At 68.8% G+C, this 17,225-nt stretch carries 13 protein-coding genes and 2 pseudogenes; 5 read left to right on the forward strand and 10 right to left on the reverse strand.

Features of this window, described 5'->3' with window-relative positions:
* Positions 1 to 191 precede the first annotated feature (191 nt).
* From M2266_RS27210 to M2266_RS27225, 4 genes are all read right to left on the reverse strand, one after another.
* On the reverse strand, positions 192 to 1,571 hold the full coding sequence (locus M2266_RS27210) for a glycosyltransferase family 87 protein (protein ID WP_277440554.1): 1,380 nt from the start codon (positions 1,569 to 1,571) through the stop codon (positions 192 to 194).
* A 125-nt stretch (positions 1,572 to 1,696) separates the two neighbouring features.
* Positions 1,697 to 2,398 carry a methyltransferase domain-containing protein gene (locus M2266_RS27215; protein ID WP_277440555.1) on the reverse strand — a complete coding sequence of 234 codons (702 nt, stop codon included), beginning with the start codon at positions 2,396 to 2,398 and terminating at the stop codon, positions 1,697 to 1,699.
* Positions 2,395 to 3,078 carry a DUF2064 domain-containing protein gene (locus M2266_RS27220; protein ID WP_277440556.1) on the reverse strand — a complete coding sequence of 228 codons (684 nt, stop codon included), beginning with the start codon at positions 3,076 to 3,078 and terminating at the stop codon, positions 2,395 to 2,397. The genes M2266_RS27215 and M2266_RS27220 overlap by 4 nt, the downstream gene beginning before the upstream one ends.
* A complete protein-coding gene (locus tag M2266_RS27225; protein WP_277440557.1) occupies positions 3,075 to 3,836 on the reverse strand; it encodes a glycosyltransferase family 2 protein in 762 nt (253 codons plus the stop codon). Before M2266_RS27225 ends, M2266_RS27220 begins: the two co-directional genes overlap by 4 nt.
* A gap of 744 nt (positions 3,837 to 4,580) precedes the next feature.
* On the opposite strand from M2266_RS27225, the gene M2266_RS27230 reads away from it, so the two are divergent.
* A complete protein-coding gene (locus M2266_RS27230; protein WP_277441376.1) occupies positions 4,581 to 5,081 on the forward strand; it encodes a polysaccharide deacetylase family protein in 501 nt (166 codons plus the stop codon).
* A 182-nt stretch (positions 5,082 to 5,263) separates the two neighbouring features.
* Here M2266_RS27230 and M2266_RS27235 read toward each other — a convergent pair whose 3' ends face one another.
* From M2266_RS27235 to M2266_RS27250, 4 genes and pseudogenes are all read right to left on the reverse strand, one after another.
* The gene (locus M2266_RS27235; protein WP_277441377.1) at positions 5,264 to 5,728 is read right to left on the reverse strand and encodes a hypothetical protein; all 465 of its coding nucleotides are present in this window, start codon (positions 5,726 to 5,728) and stop codon (positions 5,264 to 5,266) included.
* A 5-nt stretch (positions 5,729 to 5,733) separates the two neighbouring features.
* Positions 5,734 to 7,017, reverse strand: a complete 1,284-nt coding sequence (locus tag M2266_RS27240; RefSeq protein WP_277441378.1) for a molybdopterin-dependent oxidoreductase — start codon at positions 7,015 to 7,017, stop codon at positions 5,734 to 5,736.
* A gap of 449 nt (positions 7,018 to 7,466) precedes the next feature.
* Positions 7,467 to 9,284, reverse strand: coding sequence for a glycoside hydrolase family 15 protein (locus M2266_RS27245; protein WP_277440558.1), 1,818 nt, complete (start codon positions 9,282 to 9,284; stop codon positions 7,467 to 7,469).
* Positions 9,285 to 9,422: 138 nt separating this feature from the next.
* A pseudogene (locus tag M2266_RS27250) lies at positions 9,423 to 10,550 on the reverse strand (acyl-CoA desaturase).
* Between the two features lie 152 nt (positions 10,551 to 10,702).
* Between M2266_RS27250 and pyrF the strand changes: the two are divergent.
* A complete protein-coding gene (pyrF, locus tag M2266_RS27255) occupies positions 10,703 to 11,404 on the forward strand; it encodes an orotidine-5'-phosphate decarboxylase (RefSeq protein ID WP_277440559.1) in 702 nt (233 codons plus the stop codon).
* A 32-nt stretch (positions 11,405 to 11,436) separates the two neighbouring features.
* Here the strand turns inward: pyrF and M2266_RS27260 are convergent.
* Positions 11,437 to 11,995, reverse strand: a pseudogene (locus tag M2266_RS27260) (transposase); the annotation flags it as partial.
* A 786-nt stretch (positions 11,996 to 12,781) separates the two neighbouring features.
* Between M2266_RS27260 and M2266_RS27270 the strand changes: the two are divergent.
* The 3 genes from M2266_RS27270 (at position 12,782) to M2266_RS27280 (ending at position 15,215) form a co-directional block, all read left to right on the forward strand.
* A complete protein-coding gene (locus M2266_RS27270; protein WP_277440560.1) occupies positions 12,782 to 13,471 on the forward strand; it encodes a hypothetical protein in 690 nt (229 codons plus the stop codon).
* 130 nt (positions 13,472 to 13,601) lie between these two features.
* Entirely contained in the window at positions 13,602 to 13,913 is a 312-nt protein-coding gene (locus M2266_RS27275; protein WP_277440561.1) for a helix-turn-helix domain-containing protein, read from the forward strand.
* A gap of 129 nt (positions 13,914 to 14,042) precedes the next feature.
* Entirely contained in the window at positions 14,043 to 15,215 is a 1,173-nt protein-coding gene (locus M2266_RS27280; protein WP_346780936.1) for a tyrosine-type recombinase/integrase, read from the forward strand.
* 147 nt (positions 15,216 to 15,362) lie between these two features.
* On the opposite strand, the gene M2266_RS27285 is transcribed toward M2266_RS27280, so the two are convergent.
* On the reverse strand, positions 15,363 to 16,892 hold the full coding sequence (locus M2266_RS27285; RefSeq protein ID WP_277440562.1) for a UDP-N-acetylglucosamine 1-carboxyvinyltransferase: 1,530 nt from the start codon (positions 16,890 to 16,892) through the stop codon (positions 15,363 to 15,365).
* Between the last annotated feature and the right edge of the window lie 333 nt (positions 16,893 to 17,225).

Genomic DNA, 17,225 nt, shown 5'->3' on the forward strand with positions numbered 1-17,225 from the left:
GACGGGCTGGCTCCGGACCCCACGTATGTCAGGGCGTGATGAAGGTGTATCCGGCGTTCAGCGAAACCCTTCCGGCTTATGAGCAAGGCTCCTGGGCACGCTGTCCCTCGGCGACCCCTCCGACCCGCAGCACCGGCACCACTGGAGCCGAGGAATACCACTTGGCCACACCGAAGGAACGAGGCCGCGGGTCAGGGGAGTGACAATGTGGCGGCGGGATCCGGGGCAGTGCGTTCTCCCTGGTTCCGGTGGCGGTGTGCGCGCAGGAGTGTGCCGGTGAGGACCACCCCGGCGCCGATTCCGTAGGACCAGGGTTGGAGTGTTTCGCTGGGGAGTGCCATGGAGGTGCTGATATAGAGGACGGTGCCGGCGAGGGGGACGGCGAGCCATTCCCAGCGGCCGTCGAGTGCGACCAGCGCGATCACCAGCAGGGCGTACCAGTAGTACGAGGGCGAGGTCAGGAGCAGCGCGGTGCCGGTAACGAGCAGTGCGCCGCTCCAGGGCCGGGTGGGGTCGCCGCGGCGCATGACGTACACGGCGGTCAGTGCAATCAGGATCACCGCGAGCGGGGCGGCGACGGAGTCCGGGAGGAATAGCCGCAGCAGCGCGAACCGGCGGACGCTGCCCGATTCGTACCCCTCCTCCTGCAGGTAGCCGGGCAGATACCCCAGGACGCCGAAGCCCGAGGTCAGGACGTACGGCAGGTAGGCGAGCGCGATCACCAGGACGGCGGGCGCCAGGATCCGCGCGATGTCGCGCGGGCCCCGCCGGGCGAGGACGCCGGGCAGGACGACCGCGGGCAGGAGTTTGACGGCGATGGCCGCGCCCAGCAGCGCGCCGCGGCGCGGCAGGGCGGACGTGCCGAGCGCGAGGACGGTCAGCAGGACGCCGAGGGTGTCGACGTGGGCGTCGTTGACGGCCGCGAAGGACACCGCCGGGCACCAGGCCCACAGCGCGGCCCGCCGTGGATCGCCGCGCCGCCGCAGTACCAGGAGCAGGGCGGCGCTGGTGCCGACGGCCAGCAGGGCGCCCGCGATCTGGGTGGGCTTGTGGCGGGCGCCGTCGGGCGAGAGGGCGTGGACGGCGAGGAACCAGCCCTCCGCCACCGGCGGGTAGATGGTGTTCACACCAGGGCGGTTCATCAGCGTGCAGAAGCCGCCGCCCAGTGGGTGGAGATCGGGGGCCATGCAGACTTGGCCGGGTGGGAAGAGCCAGCGGTCGCGCAGCTTGGCCAGTTCCGGCGCGTTGGGCGGATGGGCGTACGGGGAGATGCCCGCGGCCTGCACCCGGCCGTCCCAGGCGTAGCGGTACATGTCGCTGCTGGTGCGCGGTGGTCCGCTCAGCGCCGCGAGCGACAACGCGGCACTGCCGGCCAGCACCAGGACCGTGGCGGTCCGCACGGGCACCGTGCGGACCGCCCACACGGCCGCGGCGAACAGCGCCCAGGCGGCGGCGTACCAGTACAACAGGTGCTGCGGGCGCGCCTCGGAACCTCCCGAGCGAATGGTGACAGCGACCACCGCGGTCAGCGCGGCGACGAGGACCGATGTGCATACGGTGCGGACTCGCACACCGCCCACCGTGGCAGGCGCGACCTTCTGTTGAGACTGCGACATATCCGGCGTCCTGAATCGGCAAGGAATGACCAATGGCAAGGGTCTGATCTGTGATCTCTAGTCACGCCGAAGCGCATGGCTCAACCGCGTCGCAGCTCCACGAAGTGCCGGCCGTCCACGGACCACTCCTCGACCGCCGCCCACCCCGTGTCGTCGGCGGCCGAGCGCAGCGCGGCCGCGCCCAGGCGCGCCCAGGGAAAGTCCCGGCCGTGCCGGCCCCGGCCGTCCTGCACCCGCACGGTGAACCGCTCGTCGACGTCGTAGGCCGCGGCCTCGACGAGCAGCCTGCCGCCGGGGGCGACCAGTTCGCCGACGCGGGCGAGCAGCGCCCGCGGGTCGCCGCCGATGCCGACGTTGCCGTCGATCAGCAGCGCCGTGCCCCAGCGGCCCTCGGCGGGGAGCCGGTCGAAGACCGACCGGCACAGCACCGCTCCCCCGATGCCCCGGGTGCGGGCCACGGCCGCAGGACTGACGTCCACGCCGAGCGCCGGCACGCCGGTGGCCGCGATCGCCGCCACCAGGCGGCCGGGCCCGCAGCCGATGTCGAGCACCGGGCCGCGCCGGCACCGGTACAGCAGCGCGGTGTCGGCGGCGTCCGGCGCCGCGCACCACCGTTCCACGTCCAGCGGCAGCAACCAGCCGTCGGCCCGGCGCAGGAAGAGCGGGCCGCGCCCGGAGCGGATCGCGTGCGCGTAGGGGTCGTCGATCCATGGAGCGGGGCCGGGGACAGGGGCGCCGGGCCGCTGCGCGATCGTCGCGGTCGCGCCGTCCGGGGGCGTCACCTGGCCGCCGTCCCGCCGGCGACGGCCAGGGCCGCCGGCTGGGCGGTCCGCAGCGAGCGCAGTGCGGCGGCGAAGCGTGAGCCGGGCGCGCGGGCGGCGACCTCGTCGGCGTCGGCGGCGGTGTCCACGTCGCGCAGCGCCGGCAGGTCGCGGACCCGTAGCCCGGCGCCGGTCAGCCGGGCGCGCTGGACCGCGCCCGTGCGGTCCGTCGACATCGGCACCCCGGGGAAGTGCGAGGGGTCGGGGTCGGCGAGGCCGACCGCCCAGAAGCCGCCGTCCTCCGCCGGGCCGAACCACGCGTCGCAGTCCACCCAGGCATCGGACCGCACGGCCGGTGCGAGCAGGGCCGGGGTGAGTTGCGGGGTGTCCATGCCGACCAGCAGCGTGGGGCCGGCGCAGCCGGCGAACGCGGCCGCCAGCCGTTCGTCCAGGCCGCCGGACACTTGCGGAACGACGTCGAAGCCCGGCGGCAGCCACGGGCCGGGCGCGCCGTCGAGCACCAGCACCCGTCGCCGGGCCGGGGCGCGCAGCACCGCGTCGAGGGTGTCGGCGAGCGCCGCGGCGGCCAGCGCCGCCGCCTGCCGCGGCGTGTACGGCGGGGTGAGCCGGGTCTTGACCCGCCCCGGTACCGGTTCCTTGGCGATCACGAGCAGCGTCGTGGGACCGGGAGCGCCGGTCATCGGGCGACCTGCTCGCGCGGGGGGACCGCAGCGGGCGGTGGGACCGTCGCGGCCCGGCCGTCCCGCGCCGTGCCGGCGGGCGGTTGCCGCAGTACCGCGCTCATGTCGCGGACGGCGTGCCAGGTCCCGAGCCAGGTGCCGGTCACCTTGGAGCGGCCGGTCCTGGGCGCGTACGGGACGTCGGTCTCGGCGATGCGCCAGCCCTCGTCGGCCGCGCGGACCAGCATTTCGAGTGGGTAGCCGGACCGGCGGTCGGCCAGTTCCAGCCCGAGCAGCGCGTCGCGGCGGGCGGCCCGCATCGGACCGAGGTCGTGCAGCCGCAGGCCGGTGCGGCGGCGGACGCGCCGGGCCAGTTCGAGGTTGGCGAGGCGGGCGTGCGGCGGCCAGGCGCCCCGGGTGGTGGGTCTGCGGCGGCCGAGCACGAGGTCGAGATCACCCCGCAGCACCGGGTCCGCGACGGTCGGCAGCAGGGTGGGGTCGAGCGAGGCGTCGCAGTCGCAGAAGCAGACGACGTCGGCGGTCGCGGCGAGCAGTCCGGCGTGGCACGCGGCGCCGAAGCCCCGCACCGGTGCGCTGACCACGGTCGCGCCCAGGGAGGCGGCCAGGTCCGCGGAGCCGTCGGTCGAACCGTTGTCGACCACGATCGCCCGCCATCCGGGCGGAATGCGCTCCAGCACCCAGGGCAGGGCGCCGGCTTCGTCAAGGCACGGCAGTACGACGTCGACGGGCGGTGTCGGTGCGTTGGTCACCCTGCTCACCTTACGAAGCGGAAACCGACAATCCGCATATTGGGTTCTTACGAAACGCGGACGTCAGACCCCTGAGCCTGCACTCGACAGCCCGGCGCCATGCCGCAGAGGGCCTTGGGGTCAGGGGCAAGCGCCCGCCAGTCAGCGGTGAGTAGGTCGCACATCTACGACCCGCAGCCGTGCCCCCGCCCGGGTCTGTCACTCCCGGCACGAACGGTGTGGGAAAGCCTGACTGACCACTGTGCTCCAGCTCTTGACGTCCTCGCGTGCGCTGACGACCCCGCAGCCTCGATGCGAGGACCGCCTTCCCTATACCTGACGACTCGGGCTTCGGCATGGTGGGGCGATCTACCTGACGGAATCACGGCCCGAGCCGGTGTGGTAATCGTGCTGCTCTTTGAGATGCGTGAGAGACCGGAGCATGGAATCTGCCCCAAGGACCCTGCCGCGACGCCTCATTCTGACCACAGGCGTCGGCCTGCTGGTGGCCGGGCGGGTGCGCTCCACGAAGGACGCCGTCAACCCACCGGATACCACTGTCACACCTCCAACGGTCAGTGGACCGGCCAGGGGAGCCCTGCCGCTGCCACATGCCGCAGCAGCTGCGCCGCCGGCTTCCCCGCTGCTCGCACCCGCCGCCCCGGTCGAACGCCCGCTGCGCACCGTACCGCTCTTCGAGCTGCCCGGCGACCTGGACCGAAAGTCCGTTGCGCTGACCTTCGATGACGGTCCCAATGTCGAGTACACCCCCAGATCCTTGCGCTACTTGCGCGGTACGACATCACCGCCACCTTCGTGGTGGTGGGTCAGAACGCCGCCGACAACCCGTCCGTCCTCGCACAGATATATGAGGCCGGGCACCAGATCGCCAACCACACCTGGTCCCACGCCGACCTTCGCCACCTGAACTTCGCGCGCGTGTGCGATGAACTGGAACGCACCAGCGACACCGTGGAGAGGGTCACCGGCGGTTGCCGAACCGGCTGGTTCCGTGCCCCCGGCGGCGACTTCTCTCCCAAGGCGCTGGCCGCATGCTCCCAGTTGCAGATGAGCCCTCTGGCGTGGAGCGTCGACCCCGAAGACTGGAAACGCCCCGGTCCGAAACACATCTCCTCGACCGTGCTGAACACCGTCAAACCCGGTGCGATCATCCTCAACCACGATGGCGGCGGAGACCAGACGCAGAGCATCACCGCGCTGCGCACCTACATTCCCCGGCTCCTGGACGCCGGCTACACCTTCACTACCCCGTAACAGGTAGTCGGAACTGCCCCATCCGGCCCCTGCCAGGCACCTTGACCGTCGCCGAAACAGCGGCGCATGACAACTCAGACATCAGTTTCTGGCGCCCGCTGTTCAGGAGGGGCCTGGGGACCAGGCTCCGTGAGGGGAGAGGGACCTGACGGTTTCCCTGGTTGTTGTGTGTGCGCTGGCGCCTAGGGGTGCCGGGTGCGGTGGCGCCGTATGGAGATGATCAGGCAGAGGGCTGAGGCGGCGAAGAGGGCGGCGGTGATGAGGAGCCAGCGGCCGAGGAACACTTCGGCGGGCAGGCCCGTGGCCGCGTGGTAGCCGGGGACCCTTCTGAGGATCAGGGGGTACCAGGTGATCAGCAGGAGCAGGGCGACGAACGCCGGCACGCGCAGGTAGTTGATCCACGACGTCCGGGTCCGGTGGTGTTTCCCGGCACTGTTCCGGGAGCCTAGGAGGGCTTGTGTCGCGCGGTCGGTGAGGGTGTAGAGGGGAAGCAGCACCAGGTCGTGGATGAGGGCGGCGCCGACGAACCAGATCGCGATGCGGAGGGTGTCGCCTTGGAGTAGCCGGATCCCGGCGTACGCGGTGAGGGCGAAGGAGCACAGGACGAGCAGCAGGTGCAGGGGTGAGGCGCCGTAGCGCTCGCGCATGCTTTTCACAGGGTGCTCCCGAAGGTGAGGCGGGTGACCCATTTGGTGTTGTGCACCCCGGGGTTGGCGGGGACGATGATGCGGGCCGGGTAGCCGTGGTCCGGGGTGAGATCGGCGCCGTTGACCCGCAGTGCCAGCAGGGACCGGGGGTCGCGGACCTGGTTGTCCCGCAACACCGTTGACCGGAAGGCGCCGCCGCGCTGCGCGGATTCCACCGCGACGCCCGGTGGGCCCTCGTGCAGGCCGACGAGTGCGGCCAGGTCGGCAAGCCGCACACCGGACCAGTCCTGGTCGTCGGTGGACCACCCCTCCACGCACGCGATCGGTAGCGAGGCTGCGTGCTGTGGCAGCGCCAGGACCTGGGCCCGGGTGAGAACGATCTGACGGGTACCGGCGCGAACCGTCAGCCGCCACTCCGGCCCGATGTCCCGGGCCCGGATGCCGACGTCGGCCGCCGTCTTGTTGATCTGGAAGCCGCCTGGGCCCGAGCCCGGGTTCGGGCCGCCGTGCGGGGCGAGCAGTGCGATGCGGCGCAGGGGTCCGCCGATGCTCTGCCCGGCCGTGACGACCAGCAGGGCGGCGGACCCCAGACCCACCATGCCCAGCGCGCCACGTCGCGACATCGTCGGCGCGGCCGGCCGCGGTGAGACCAGGCCGGTCTCGTCCGCGGGCTCGGGTGCGGTCTGCTCCAGCGGGGTGCGCAACTCGGTGCGCAGCCGGCGGCTGCGCAGGGCGCGGACCATGGTCGGAATGCGGGAGGCGATGTGGACGACGAAGGCGCCGATGAAGACCCACGCCCCGTAGAAGTGCAGGGTGTAGAAGGAGCCGGGGAAGATGTAGTGCAGCTGGATGTTGAGAATGCCCGTGATGAACTCGAACAGAGCTCCGCCCACCAGGAGCAGTACCGACAGGCGCTCCAGTGCGTGGCTGACCGAGCGCACCGGCGGCCAGGAGAACAGTTTGGGGACCACTGACCACAGTTTGGCCAGAAGGATCGGGATGAGTACCACCCCCAGCGTGACGTGCACGCCTTGCAGGAGGCGGTAGAGCCAGTACGGGTGGGTGGGCCAGGAGAACAGGTAGAAGCCCAGAATCCCCTTGTCCGGGGTCTGGTCGTTGAGCGGGGACAGGTCCGGGTTGTACGCGGCGTAGGACAACAGCCCGGTCACGAACATCACTGAGATGCCCACGAGCAGAATCAGCCCGAACACCGAGGTGAGCCACGGACCACGCAACGGGCTGCGCCAGAACCCCGGCCGGGCAGGGCCTGGCGGCGGCCCCGCAGCCAGCAGGGCTTGGAATCGGCCACGCCGCTCAGGCGTCGGCACCGGGCGGGAATCCGCGGGGGAAGAAGCGGGCTGCTGCGCAGCGCCGGGCGGGAGCCCCGCTGCTGGTTGCCCGGGGTGGCCGTCTGCCGGTGTGCTAGCGCCGTCCGCCAGGGGCCGCGGTTCGGGGAGTGGGTGGCGGGCGTCCTGGCCTTCGTCAGGTGCGTCCATCTCAGATCCTTCCCGATTACACACAGTGTCCGGGAAGACCGTATGCTGCCACCACTGCCCAACAGCGGTAGCGACTCCATACGACTTCGCGATGTCGGACCGGGGGGTGCGTCGGGGTTCCCCGGGGATCCGTTGACGGGCACTGCGGTGCTTATGGCCTGACGGGTGTAGATGCGCCTCGGCCGTCGCGCTGGGGGTCCTGGTTCTTCACCCCTGCAGGTCGCGGAACCCTGCCGACGCCGTTACGGCTGCATCGCATGTTCCGCGACGTGGATGGCGCGAGCGGCGTTGATCAGGCCGATGTGGCTGAGGGCTTGTGGGTAGTTCCCCAGGGCTTCGCCAGTGGCGCTGGAGATTTCCTCGCCGAGGAGGCCGACATCGTTGGCGTGGGCCAGAGCGGTTTCGAATACCTGGCGTGCTCCGGTTACGTCACCGCTGATCGCCAGGGCGTGGGCGAGCCAGAACGTACACAGCAGGAAAGTGCCCTCCCGGGTCGGCATGTCGTCTTTGAGGTAGCGATGTACCAGCCCCCGCGCGTCGGTGAGATCGGAGCGGATTGCCTGCACGGTTGACCGCACACGGGGGTCCGTGCCGGGGAGGAATCCCACCAGGGGCAGCACGAGGGCTGAGGCGTCCAGTTCCTCGCTCCCGAAAGTCTGGGAGAAGGCTCCTACATGATCGTTCCAGCCTTCCTCTTCGATCGCGGTACGGATCTGCTCGCGGATGGCTTTCCAGCCCTCAACGCGATCGGCTGCTTGTAGGGCGGGTGCCATGGCGATGGCCCGGTCCAAGGCGACCCAGCACATGAGTTTGGAATGCAGGAAGTGTCGGCTCGGCCCGCGCACTTCCCAGATGCCTTGGTCGGGTTCTCTCCACCGGCTGGCCGCCGCCTCCACCGCCTGCAGGAGAAACGATCGGACGGGCGGGTCGAGCGGTGCGTCGCGGGGAAGGCACTGGTGGGCGGCGTCGAGGAGTTCACCGTAGACGTCCAGCTGCCGCTGCCGCCAGGCGTCGTTGCCGGTACGTACCGGGGCACTGTCGCGCCATCCAGTCAAGTGGGGCATGGGTCGTTCACTCAGGTCGCGTTCGCCGCCGATGCCGTACATGACCTGCAGGTCCACGCCGCGCTGCAGTTGGGTGGCTGCGGCGCGGGCGAGGAAACCGAAGAAGGCGCCCTTTTCCTTGTCGCACGATGCGGTGGCCAGTGCCTGGAGGGTGAAGCTCGCGTCCCGGACCCAGGTGTAGCGGTAGTCCCAGTTCCGGTCTCCGCCGATGCTTTCAGGCAGCGAGGTAGTGGCTGCCGCCACGATCGCCCCGGTCGGGGCGAAGGTCAACGCCTGCAGTACCCGCCCGCTGTGCTCGACCTGTGCCTGCCACGGACCGCGATATGCCTGGTGCAGAGCCGTCCAGGATCGCCAACTGTTGGTGGTGTCCGTCAGACGTCTCCTGATGCGCCGCCTGCTCCACGGCTTGGGCGCGTCGCCCCAGGCCGGGCCGGCGTGCAGGGCCATGTCGAGCCGTTCGCCGGCTCGCAGCATGACCTGACCGCGGGCGGTGGACTGCTCGATCGAGAGCTCGATCGGCACGGACAGCATCAGGGTGAGCGTTCCGCCGTGCGCGATCAGACCGCCCTTGACGGGTGACATCAGGGGGTGGATCAGGCCGAATTCGGGCCGTGGGGCGTAAGCGACGTCGACCACCATGCTGCCCTGGGTGCAGGTGACCTGCCGCAGGAGCGCTCCGGGCGAGGCGCTGCCGAGGGTATGGCCACGCTCTCGCCGTCCCACCGCGAGCGCATCCACCAGGACCATCGTCCCGGTACGGGTGTGGTAGGTCGTCTCGAGCACCAGGGCCCCGTCCCGGTACCGGCGAGTGACCTCGGTGCTTCCACACGGACGGATCGACCAATGGCCCGCGTTGTTGTCGAGCAACCGGGCGAAGATTGCCGGGCTGTCGAAACGCGGCAGACACCACCAGTCCACCGATCCGTCCGTGCCCACCAGTGCGGCCGACCGGCAGTCCGACAGCACGGCGTAGTCATTGATCGGACGCCCGCTCACCCACGACCCCCGCCGGCCGGAGCGTCGGGAAGCAAGCCAGCTGCACTCGAGACGGTCACTGCGTCATCGTAGGGACCATGCACAGCAATCAATGGCATATCGCCGTAAAAGTCACCGAACGGGTCTGCCAAGCAACTGTCATTTCGTCGTACTCGGCATGAGCCGGGTCGCGTCCCCGACGGTCCGGAGGTGGCGCAGCGCCTGGCGGTAGGAGTCCAGGACGCCGCACTGCAGGTAGTCGATGCTGTGTCGTTGACAGAATTCTCGTACCAGCGGTTGCACGTGGGAGAGGTTGGGCCGGGGCATGCTGGGAAATAGGTGGTGTTCGATCGGGTAGTTCAGGCCGCCCAGGACTCAGTCGGTGATGCGGCCGCCACGGACGTTGCGGGAGGTGAGGACTTGGCGGCGCAGATAGTCCGTGCTGTGCTCAGGCATCGGCATGCCCTTGTGGTTCGGGGCGAAGGCACATCCCAGGGAGAGCCCGAAGAGTCCCTGCTGTACCGCCATGAACACCAATGCCTTCACCGGGGGCAGGACCAGCAGAACCGCGGTCAGGAACTCGGCGCCATGCAGAGCCAGCAGTCCGAGTTCCATCAGGCTGTTCCTGCCCCGGCGTCGCAGCAACGCTCCCACGCTCAGGGCGTGCAGGTTCGCGCCTTCGAGCAGCAACAACGGGAGGAACAACCACGCCTGCCACCGGGCCAGCAGCCGGGCCGGACCACGCAGTACGCGGGCTTCCTCGGGAGTGAAGACGATGGCTCCTGCGGCGACGTCCGGGTCGCGTCCCGCCTCGTTCGGATGGGCGTGGTGGAGATTGTGCTTCGTCACCCACCAGCCGTAGCTGAACCCGATCAACAGGTTGGCGTGCACGAGACCGACCACCGCGTTGGCGGCTCGGCGGCGGAAGATCTGCTGGTGCCCGGCGTCGTGAGCGATGAACCCCAGCTGGGCGAAGACCGTGGCGAGGTACGCCGCTGTTCCCAGCTGCCACCACGAGTCACCGACGGTGGCGAAGGCGGCGATCCCGGCGACGAGCATCGCCGCCGTCACGCCGATCTTGACGCAGTAGTAGGCCGTCCTGCGCTCCAGAAGTCCCGCACCCCGCACGTGCCGCATGAGTTCCGCATACTCGCTCCCCCGTGAACGGACCCTGGGTGCGACTGTCTGCTCAGCCATGATGATCTCCTCGCGGCAGATGGCATCAGCGAGACGCACCGCAAGACCGGCGGGGTCTGAACCTGACCGAGGATTCGCAAAAGCTGACATCTAGGTCTTCACAGTATGCGCGCACGCATAGTCCGGAGTCGCTGGTGCTGTGACCGCATGGGTTCGCCGGGTTCGACGGCCAGGTTGCTGGTGAGGTCGGCCGCGACGCAGGCCGCTGACGCCTCCAACGCCGCGTGGGTGACAATGACGCCGTGGAGCCAACCAGTCGGATCATCGTTGCTTTGGATTTTGACAACCGCCGAGCGGCTGACGAAGTCGTCGACCGACTTGGCGAGGAGTGCCGGTTCTACAAGGTCGGGATGGAGCTGCTCACGGCGGCCGGGCCGGACCTGATCGAGCACCTCGTAGCCAAGGGCAAGGAGGTCTTCCTGGACCTGAAGCTCTTCGAGATCCCGAACTCTGTGGCCGGCGCGGTCCGCGCCGCCGGACTTCTGGGTGTCTCCATGGTGACCGTCCACAGTATGGGCGGCACCGGCATCATGTCCGCCGCTGTCGCCGCGGCTCGCGACTTTCCACGCCTTCGCGTGCTGGCTCTGACCGTCGTCACCAGCATGACGAGCTCCGATCTCGCTGATATCGGCATCAGCGGCTCAACCTCGACCGAGGAGCAGGTGTTGCGGCTGGCCCGGCTGGCGGAAGGCGCTGGTTGCCATGGCGTGATCGCATCGCCGCAGGAAGCCGGGCCACTGCGTGGTGTGCTGGGAGCCAGTTCCCTGATCGTCACGCCGGGAGTCGCGCTTCCTGGTGAGTCCGCAGGTGAGCACGCCCGGCCCGGAACACCGCGTGCTGCCGTTGCCGCTGGTGCGTCACATGTTGTCGTGGGCCGGACAGTAACCCGCGCCGCGGACCCGGCGGCGGCATTGGGGCTCGTCCGCTCCAACCTGGATCTGTGAGCGGAAGCGATCACCGCACTGGATGGCCAGGCCGCTGCCGGCGAGAGCGGCCGGTCGCCCCCTCGGATGCCCTCCTCACTGCCGATGCGGGCACGTTCTTTGCGTTGGGCGGCCAGGACGTCGGGGTGGCGGGCGTTGGCGTTACGCCAGCTAGGTAGGCGTGCAGTGCGCGGATCTGGACGGTGTGGTTCGGCTGGTTGCAGTTCGCTAGGGTGAACTGCCGCAGCGGCCCGAAGTGCGCCTCGATCGGATTCGCCCAGGAGGCGTTCGTCGGGGTTAAAGCACAGTTCGGTCTTGTTCTTCCACGCCCACTTGCGGATCTTGCTGCCCCTGTGTGTTGAGCGGTTGTCCGGGATCACGTAGATCGGGGCGCCGTCGGGGCATGGTACCCAGATGGATTTCAGCGCGGCCAGGGACTGGGCGGCGCCCTTGTGGCGGCGGTTGACTCCCCACAGAGCTTCGTCGCCGACCGAGTAACAGCCGTGGAAGTAGATGCCCCGTGGGTGCGGTGGTAGGTCGCCGGGACCCGTTCGGGCCGGCCCGCCTTCGCCCAGCAGGGCCCCCGTTGGGGCGGATGCCGAGCGGTCCGAAACTGGGGTGCTTGTGCCGCCCTGCGGCGAAGCTGGCCGTCGAAGGGTTTGCGGCGAGCTGTGGGTCGCGAAGTGCACTGTCTACAACTGGCGCCAAAAGGGCCGAGGGTCGCGCTGTGTCCGGTTGCCCAATGGATCCCTCCGGATACGGCGCGGTGATTCGATAGATGGCTTATGAATTGTGAGGACCCGTTCTGATGGATGCCGGATCTTTGGATGTTCGTCTCTGCCCCATCGAGACGAATAAGCGCGCCCAGGGCAGTTCTTACATTGTCCGATGGGAGGTCGCTCACAAGAAGCACAGCACGACCTGGAAGAAGTCCGCTCCGTCCAGGTGATCAGCTAGGCGTGGCTTGACCTGCGAACAATTTGCAGATCAGGCCAGGCGCGGGTGCCCCCAGCAGGACTCGAACCTGCGGCCAAGTGCTTAGAAGGCACCTGCTCTATTCGTCAACTGCAGCGGCTCGGTGAGCGCGCGGAGTGGAGCTCCCCTCGGGCGTCGGCGAAGGCCGATTCGCCGACGGCAGACACATTAGGTGCCCAAAGGACTGGAAGAGCGCGGCGAACCAAGCAAACCTTGAACTGTTCGGGGGGAGCGGCAAGTCACTGCTGAGCCCGCGTGCATGTGGATGCCGGGATCACAGAAGCAAGCGCAACATAGCCGACGATCGCCGGTTAGCCAAACCGGCGTTTCCACAGACCATTGGAGATGTTCGGGGCTGCGGTGAGGACCGACGCCCCGCAAGCCCGTTGTACCCCACAAAGGGTCCTACCTAAGGAGTTCCACATGACCGCAGGTACCAACGAGGAAACCCTTCTTCTGGAAGGTCGCCAGCGTCTGCTGTCGCTAGTGGACTGGGTCGCCGAACAGCCCGAAAACGGACTTATGCTTCGAAGTTTCCTGATGTCCATCGCTCTCGCGGGGTTGAGGCCGACGGAGGCGATGGGGCTGCGTGTCCGCGACGCGGTACTACCCGATGAAGGCGCGGGCATTCTGCTGATCCGCTCGCAGGTGCGGGGAGCCGGCGGCGTGGAGGCTGTGCGGCGTGTGCCCGCGCGCCCGGACTTGATGGCGCTCTTGAAGGCGGAAATAGCCAGGCGCGATCTCGGCCCCGATGACGCCGTGTTCGTGCTCGACGACGGACGACCGCTGACCGCAACGGTCTATCGAAGGGCTTGGCGGGAGGCCCGAGCGGTGGTTCTGGAAGTGCATGAGATCGACTCACCGCTCGGCAGGAACGTTTCTTCTCTGCGGGACGCGTGCATCGCATCTTGGCTGCGGAACGACGACCAGACCGCTGCGCACATCCTCGCTGTGGCGGAGTTCGCAGGCATGAGCGCGCCTCGTCTCGTGGAGCGCTTTGCACACTGCCTTCGGAAACCGAACCGGGCTGCGATCCCTTGGGACAAGCTCGAAGCGGCCCTCGACCTTCCTGGCTTGGCTCTAGAGACCAAAGCAGCTGCACGCCGCCCGTGACCCGGCTCCGGTAGCGGCTCGTCCGGGATCTTCCCCTCCCGTTGGCTCTACGGCGAGCGACCGGTGGGCGGAGGACCGACCCTCCGCGCATCCGGGCCAGTCCCCTTCCACACCTCACAGAAAATCAGCGATGCCTGCCCGACTTTCCCCTGTCCGCTCCATTGCCCCTGTTCCCCGAGCCAGCGCAGACACGGCGTTCCTGACGGTCAAGGCCGCGGCTGATTACCTCGGTCTTTCCCCACACACTCTCTACGTCTGGCGTCACCGGCGGCAGGGGCCGCCGAGCTTCCGCATGGGGCCACGAGGCCGCGTCATGTACCGGCTGTCAGCACTCGACGCCTGGGTCCGGGAACAGGAGCAGGCCGACTCGCGGTCCAACACCCTCCTGAACCCGATGAACGCCCGCCCCCAGGAGCGATCCACCCGCTTCGCCGGTGCCTGACGTTCCAGGCGTCGGCGCACGCCGTCTCCACACTCTCTCGTCAAGGAGTTCGATCTGGCCGGCTACGTAGAAGACCGATGGCTGAAGAAGCGTCCCAACCCGAAGTCCGGTAAACGGGAACGCACCGCCATGTACGGCAAATGCACCCGCTACCGGGTCAAGGGCATTCCCGCAGTCAAGGACCGCTCATTCGACGTCCTCCAGGACGCGAAGACCTGGCTCGCCCAAGCGCAGACCGACGCACGGCGTGGAGAGTTCGTCGACCCCCGAGACGGCGCCATCTCTCTCAAGGAGTACGTCGAGACCCATTGGTGGCCCACTCGCAGCGGCGACCCGTCCACCATCGAGCGTATCGAGCAGAGGATGCGCAGGCATATCCTCCCGCATCTTGGCGCCCAGCCGCTGAACGGCATAGGCACAGAAACATTGCGGAACTGGAAGAAGCGGCTGGAGAAGGATCTCGGTCCGTCGTCGATCCGCATGGTCTGGGCGACGCTGTCCAGCGTTCTGCAAGCCGCCGTGGAGGACCGCCGCCTGGCACGCAATCCGTGCCGCTCCAGCACGGTTGGTCCGCCGCCTGCCACGCCCGGCAGGGTGGAGGCGTGGCCGCCCGAGCGTGTGCTGGCCGTACGCGAGGCGATGCCGGAACGGTATCGGGTCCTGGTCGAGATCGGAGCGGGTCTGGGCCTCCGGCAAGGGGAGGCGCTGGGGTTGAGCACGGAGGCCATCGACTTTGCCAACGAAGTTGTCCACGTTCGGTGCCAGGTCAAGATGGTGCGAACGAAGCTCTGCTTCGCCCTTCCCAAGGGCCGCAAAGTCCGGGACGTACCGCTGCCCTCAAGCGTGGCCCGGGCCCTCAAAAAGCACATGGAGACCTACGCCCCCGTGCCTGTAACGCTGCCTTGGGACGACCCACGTCAGCCCAAGACACCCGTGGAGGCCAAGCATCGCCGGCCGAGGACGTACGGTCTCTTGGTGACGGGGCGAGAGCGGAAGGCGATCAACCGGAACTACTTCAACTCCTATGTCTGGAAGCCGGCCCTGTCCCGGGCCGGTGTAGTCGCTCCTTTGGAGGAGGGCAAACTGGCCGGGTCCCGTGTGTGGGAGCCGTCCCGCGAGCACGGCTTCCATGCCCTGCGGCACTTCTACGCCTCCGAGGAGTTGGAGGCGGGGGAATCGGTCGTCTCCCTGGCCCGCTGGCTGGGCCACTCCGATCCGGGATTCACGTTGCGGATCTACTCCCACTTTCTGCCTCGGGCCGGCGCACGGGGTAGCTCTGCCATCGACGCGATCTTCGCGTAACCACGGCCGACGTCGTCGGGCCGGGGCCACCGGCCGTGCTGGCCCCGGCCGAGGCGTCAAAGTCCCAGAGAAGTCCCACGGCTGCTGCCACACCCCTCACCGAGCACTATTTGCGCAGTTCAGAGGGGGTGCGGCAGCCTTCGTCGGTCAGATGTCGCGGAACGTCTCGATCTGCGCGCCGATCGTGTTGAGCCGCTCGGCCAGGTCCTCGTAGCCGCGGTTGATGACGTAGACGTTGCGCAGCACGGAGGTGCCCTCGGCGGCCATCATCGCGAGCAGGATGACGACGGCGGGGCGCAGCGCGGGCGGGCACATCATCTCGGCGGCGCGCCAGCGGGTCGGGCCCTCGACGAGGACGCGGTGCGGGTCGAGGAGTTTGACGCCGGCGCCCAGCCGGGTCAGCTCCGTCAGGTAGATCGCGCGGTTGTCGTAGACCCAGTCGTGGATGAGCGTGGAGCCCTGGGCGGTCGCGGCGATGGCGGCGAAGAAGGGGACGTTGTCGATGTTCAGGCCGGGGAAGGGCATCGGGTGGATCTTGTCGATGGGCGCGCGGAGCTTGGAGGGGCGCACCGTGAGGTCGATCAGGCGGGTCCGGCCGTTGTCGGCCCGGTACTCCTCGGTGCGCTCGTGGTCCAGACCCATCTCCTCCAGGACGGCCAGCTCGATCTCCAGGAACTCGATCGGCACCCGGCGGATCGTCAACTCCGACTCGGTGACGACGGCGGCGGCGAGCAGGCTCATGGCCTCGACCGGGTCCTCGGAGGGCGCGTAGTCCACGTCGCGGTCGATGTCGGTGACGCCGTGCACGGTCAGGGTGGTGGTGCCGACGCCGTCGACCCGTACCCCGAGCTCCTCCAGGAAGAAGCAGAGGTCCTGGACCATGTAGTTCGAGCTGGCGTTGCGGATCACCGTGACGCCGTTGTTGCGGGCGGCGGCCAGCAGCGCGTTCTCGGTGACGGTGTCGCCGCGTTCGGTCAGCACGATGGGACGGGTGGGGGAGATCTGCCGCTCGACGGCCGCGTGGTAGGTGCCGTCGGTGGCCGTCACATCGAGGCCGAAGTGGCGCAGCGCGTTCATGTGCGGCTGTACCGTCCGGGTGCCGAGGTCACAGCCGCCCGCGTACGGGATGCGGAAGCGCTCGGTGCGGTGCAGCAGCGGTCCGAGGAACATGATCACGCTGCGGGTGCGGCGGGCCGCCGTGGTGTCCATCGCCTCCAGGTCCAGCTCGGCCGGCGGCACGATCTCCAGGTCGTTGCCGTCGTTGATCCAGCGGGTGCGGACGCCGATGCTGTTGAGGACTTCCAGGATCCGGTAGACCTCCTCGATCCTGGCGACATGGCGCAGCGTGGTGCGTCCGGAGTTCAGCAGGGAGGCGCACAGCAGCGCGACGCACGCGTTCTTGCTGGTCTTCACGTCGATGGCGCCCGACAGCCGCCGCCCGCCCACGACCCGCAGGTGCATGGGCCCCGCGTAGCCGAGCGAGACGATCTCACTGTCCAGCGCCTCGCCGATCCTGGCGATCATCTCCAGGCTGATGTTCTGGTTGCCGCGTTCGATGCGGTTGACCGCGCTCTGGCTGGTGCCCAGCGCCTCCGCCAGCTGGGACTGGGTCCAGCCGCGGTGCTGCCGGGCGTCACGGATGAGCTTGCCGATACGGGCGAGGTAGTCATCGATCATGTGCAAACGGTATCTCACACATGAGATGGAGGCTTTGTGGCGGAAGGAGGGGCCGACGCGTGGATCGCGAGGAACGGGGTAGGTGTCGCGTCCCTGCGGCCAGTCGGGCAGCTTCACGCAAGGTCACTATCTCGGATATGAGATTTATCCGCCCGTTCGTGTGAAGCGTTGCTCCGGATGGCCGCATGCGTACGAGGGGGCGCCGGTGGGCATGCGTGAGCGGCACGGGGGTGCCGGGGCATGACCCCGCACCGGTGATGTACTAGAGTTATCTCGACATCGAGATATCTGCCGAGGCGTACCACGCCGCAGTCACCGAGCTGCTAGGTAAGG

Source organism: Streptomyces sp. SPB162 (assembly GCF_029504575.1).
In the GTDB taxonomy this organism is placed as follows: Bacteria; Actinomycetota; Actinomycetes; order Streptomycetales; family Streptomycetaceae; genus Actinacidiphila.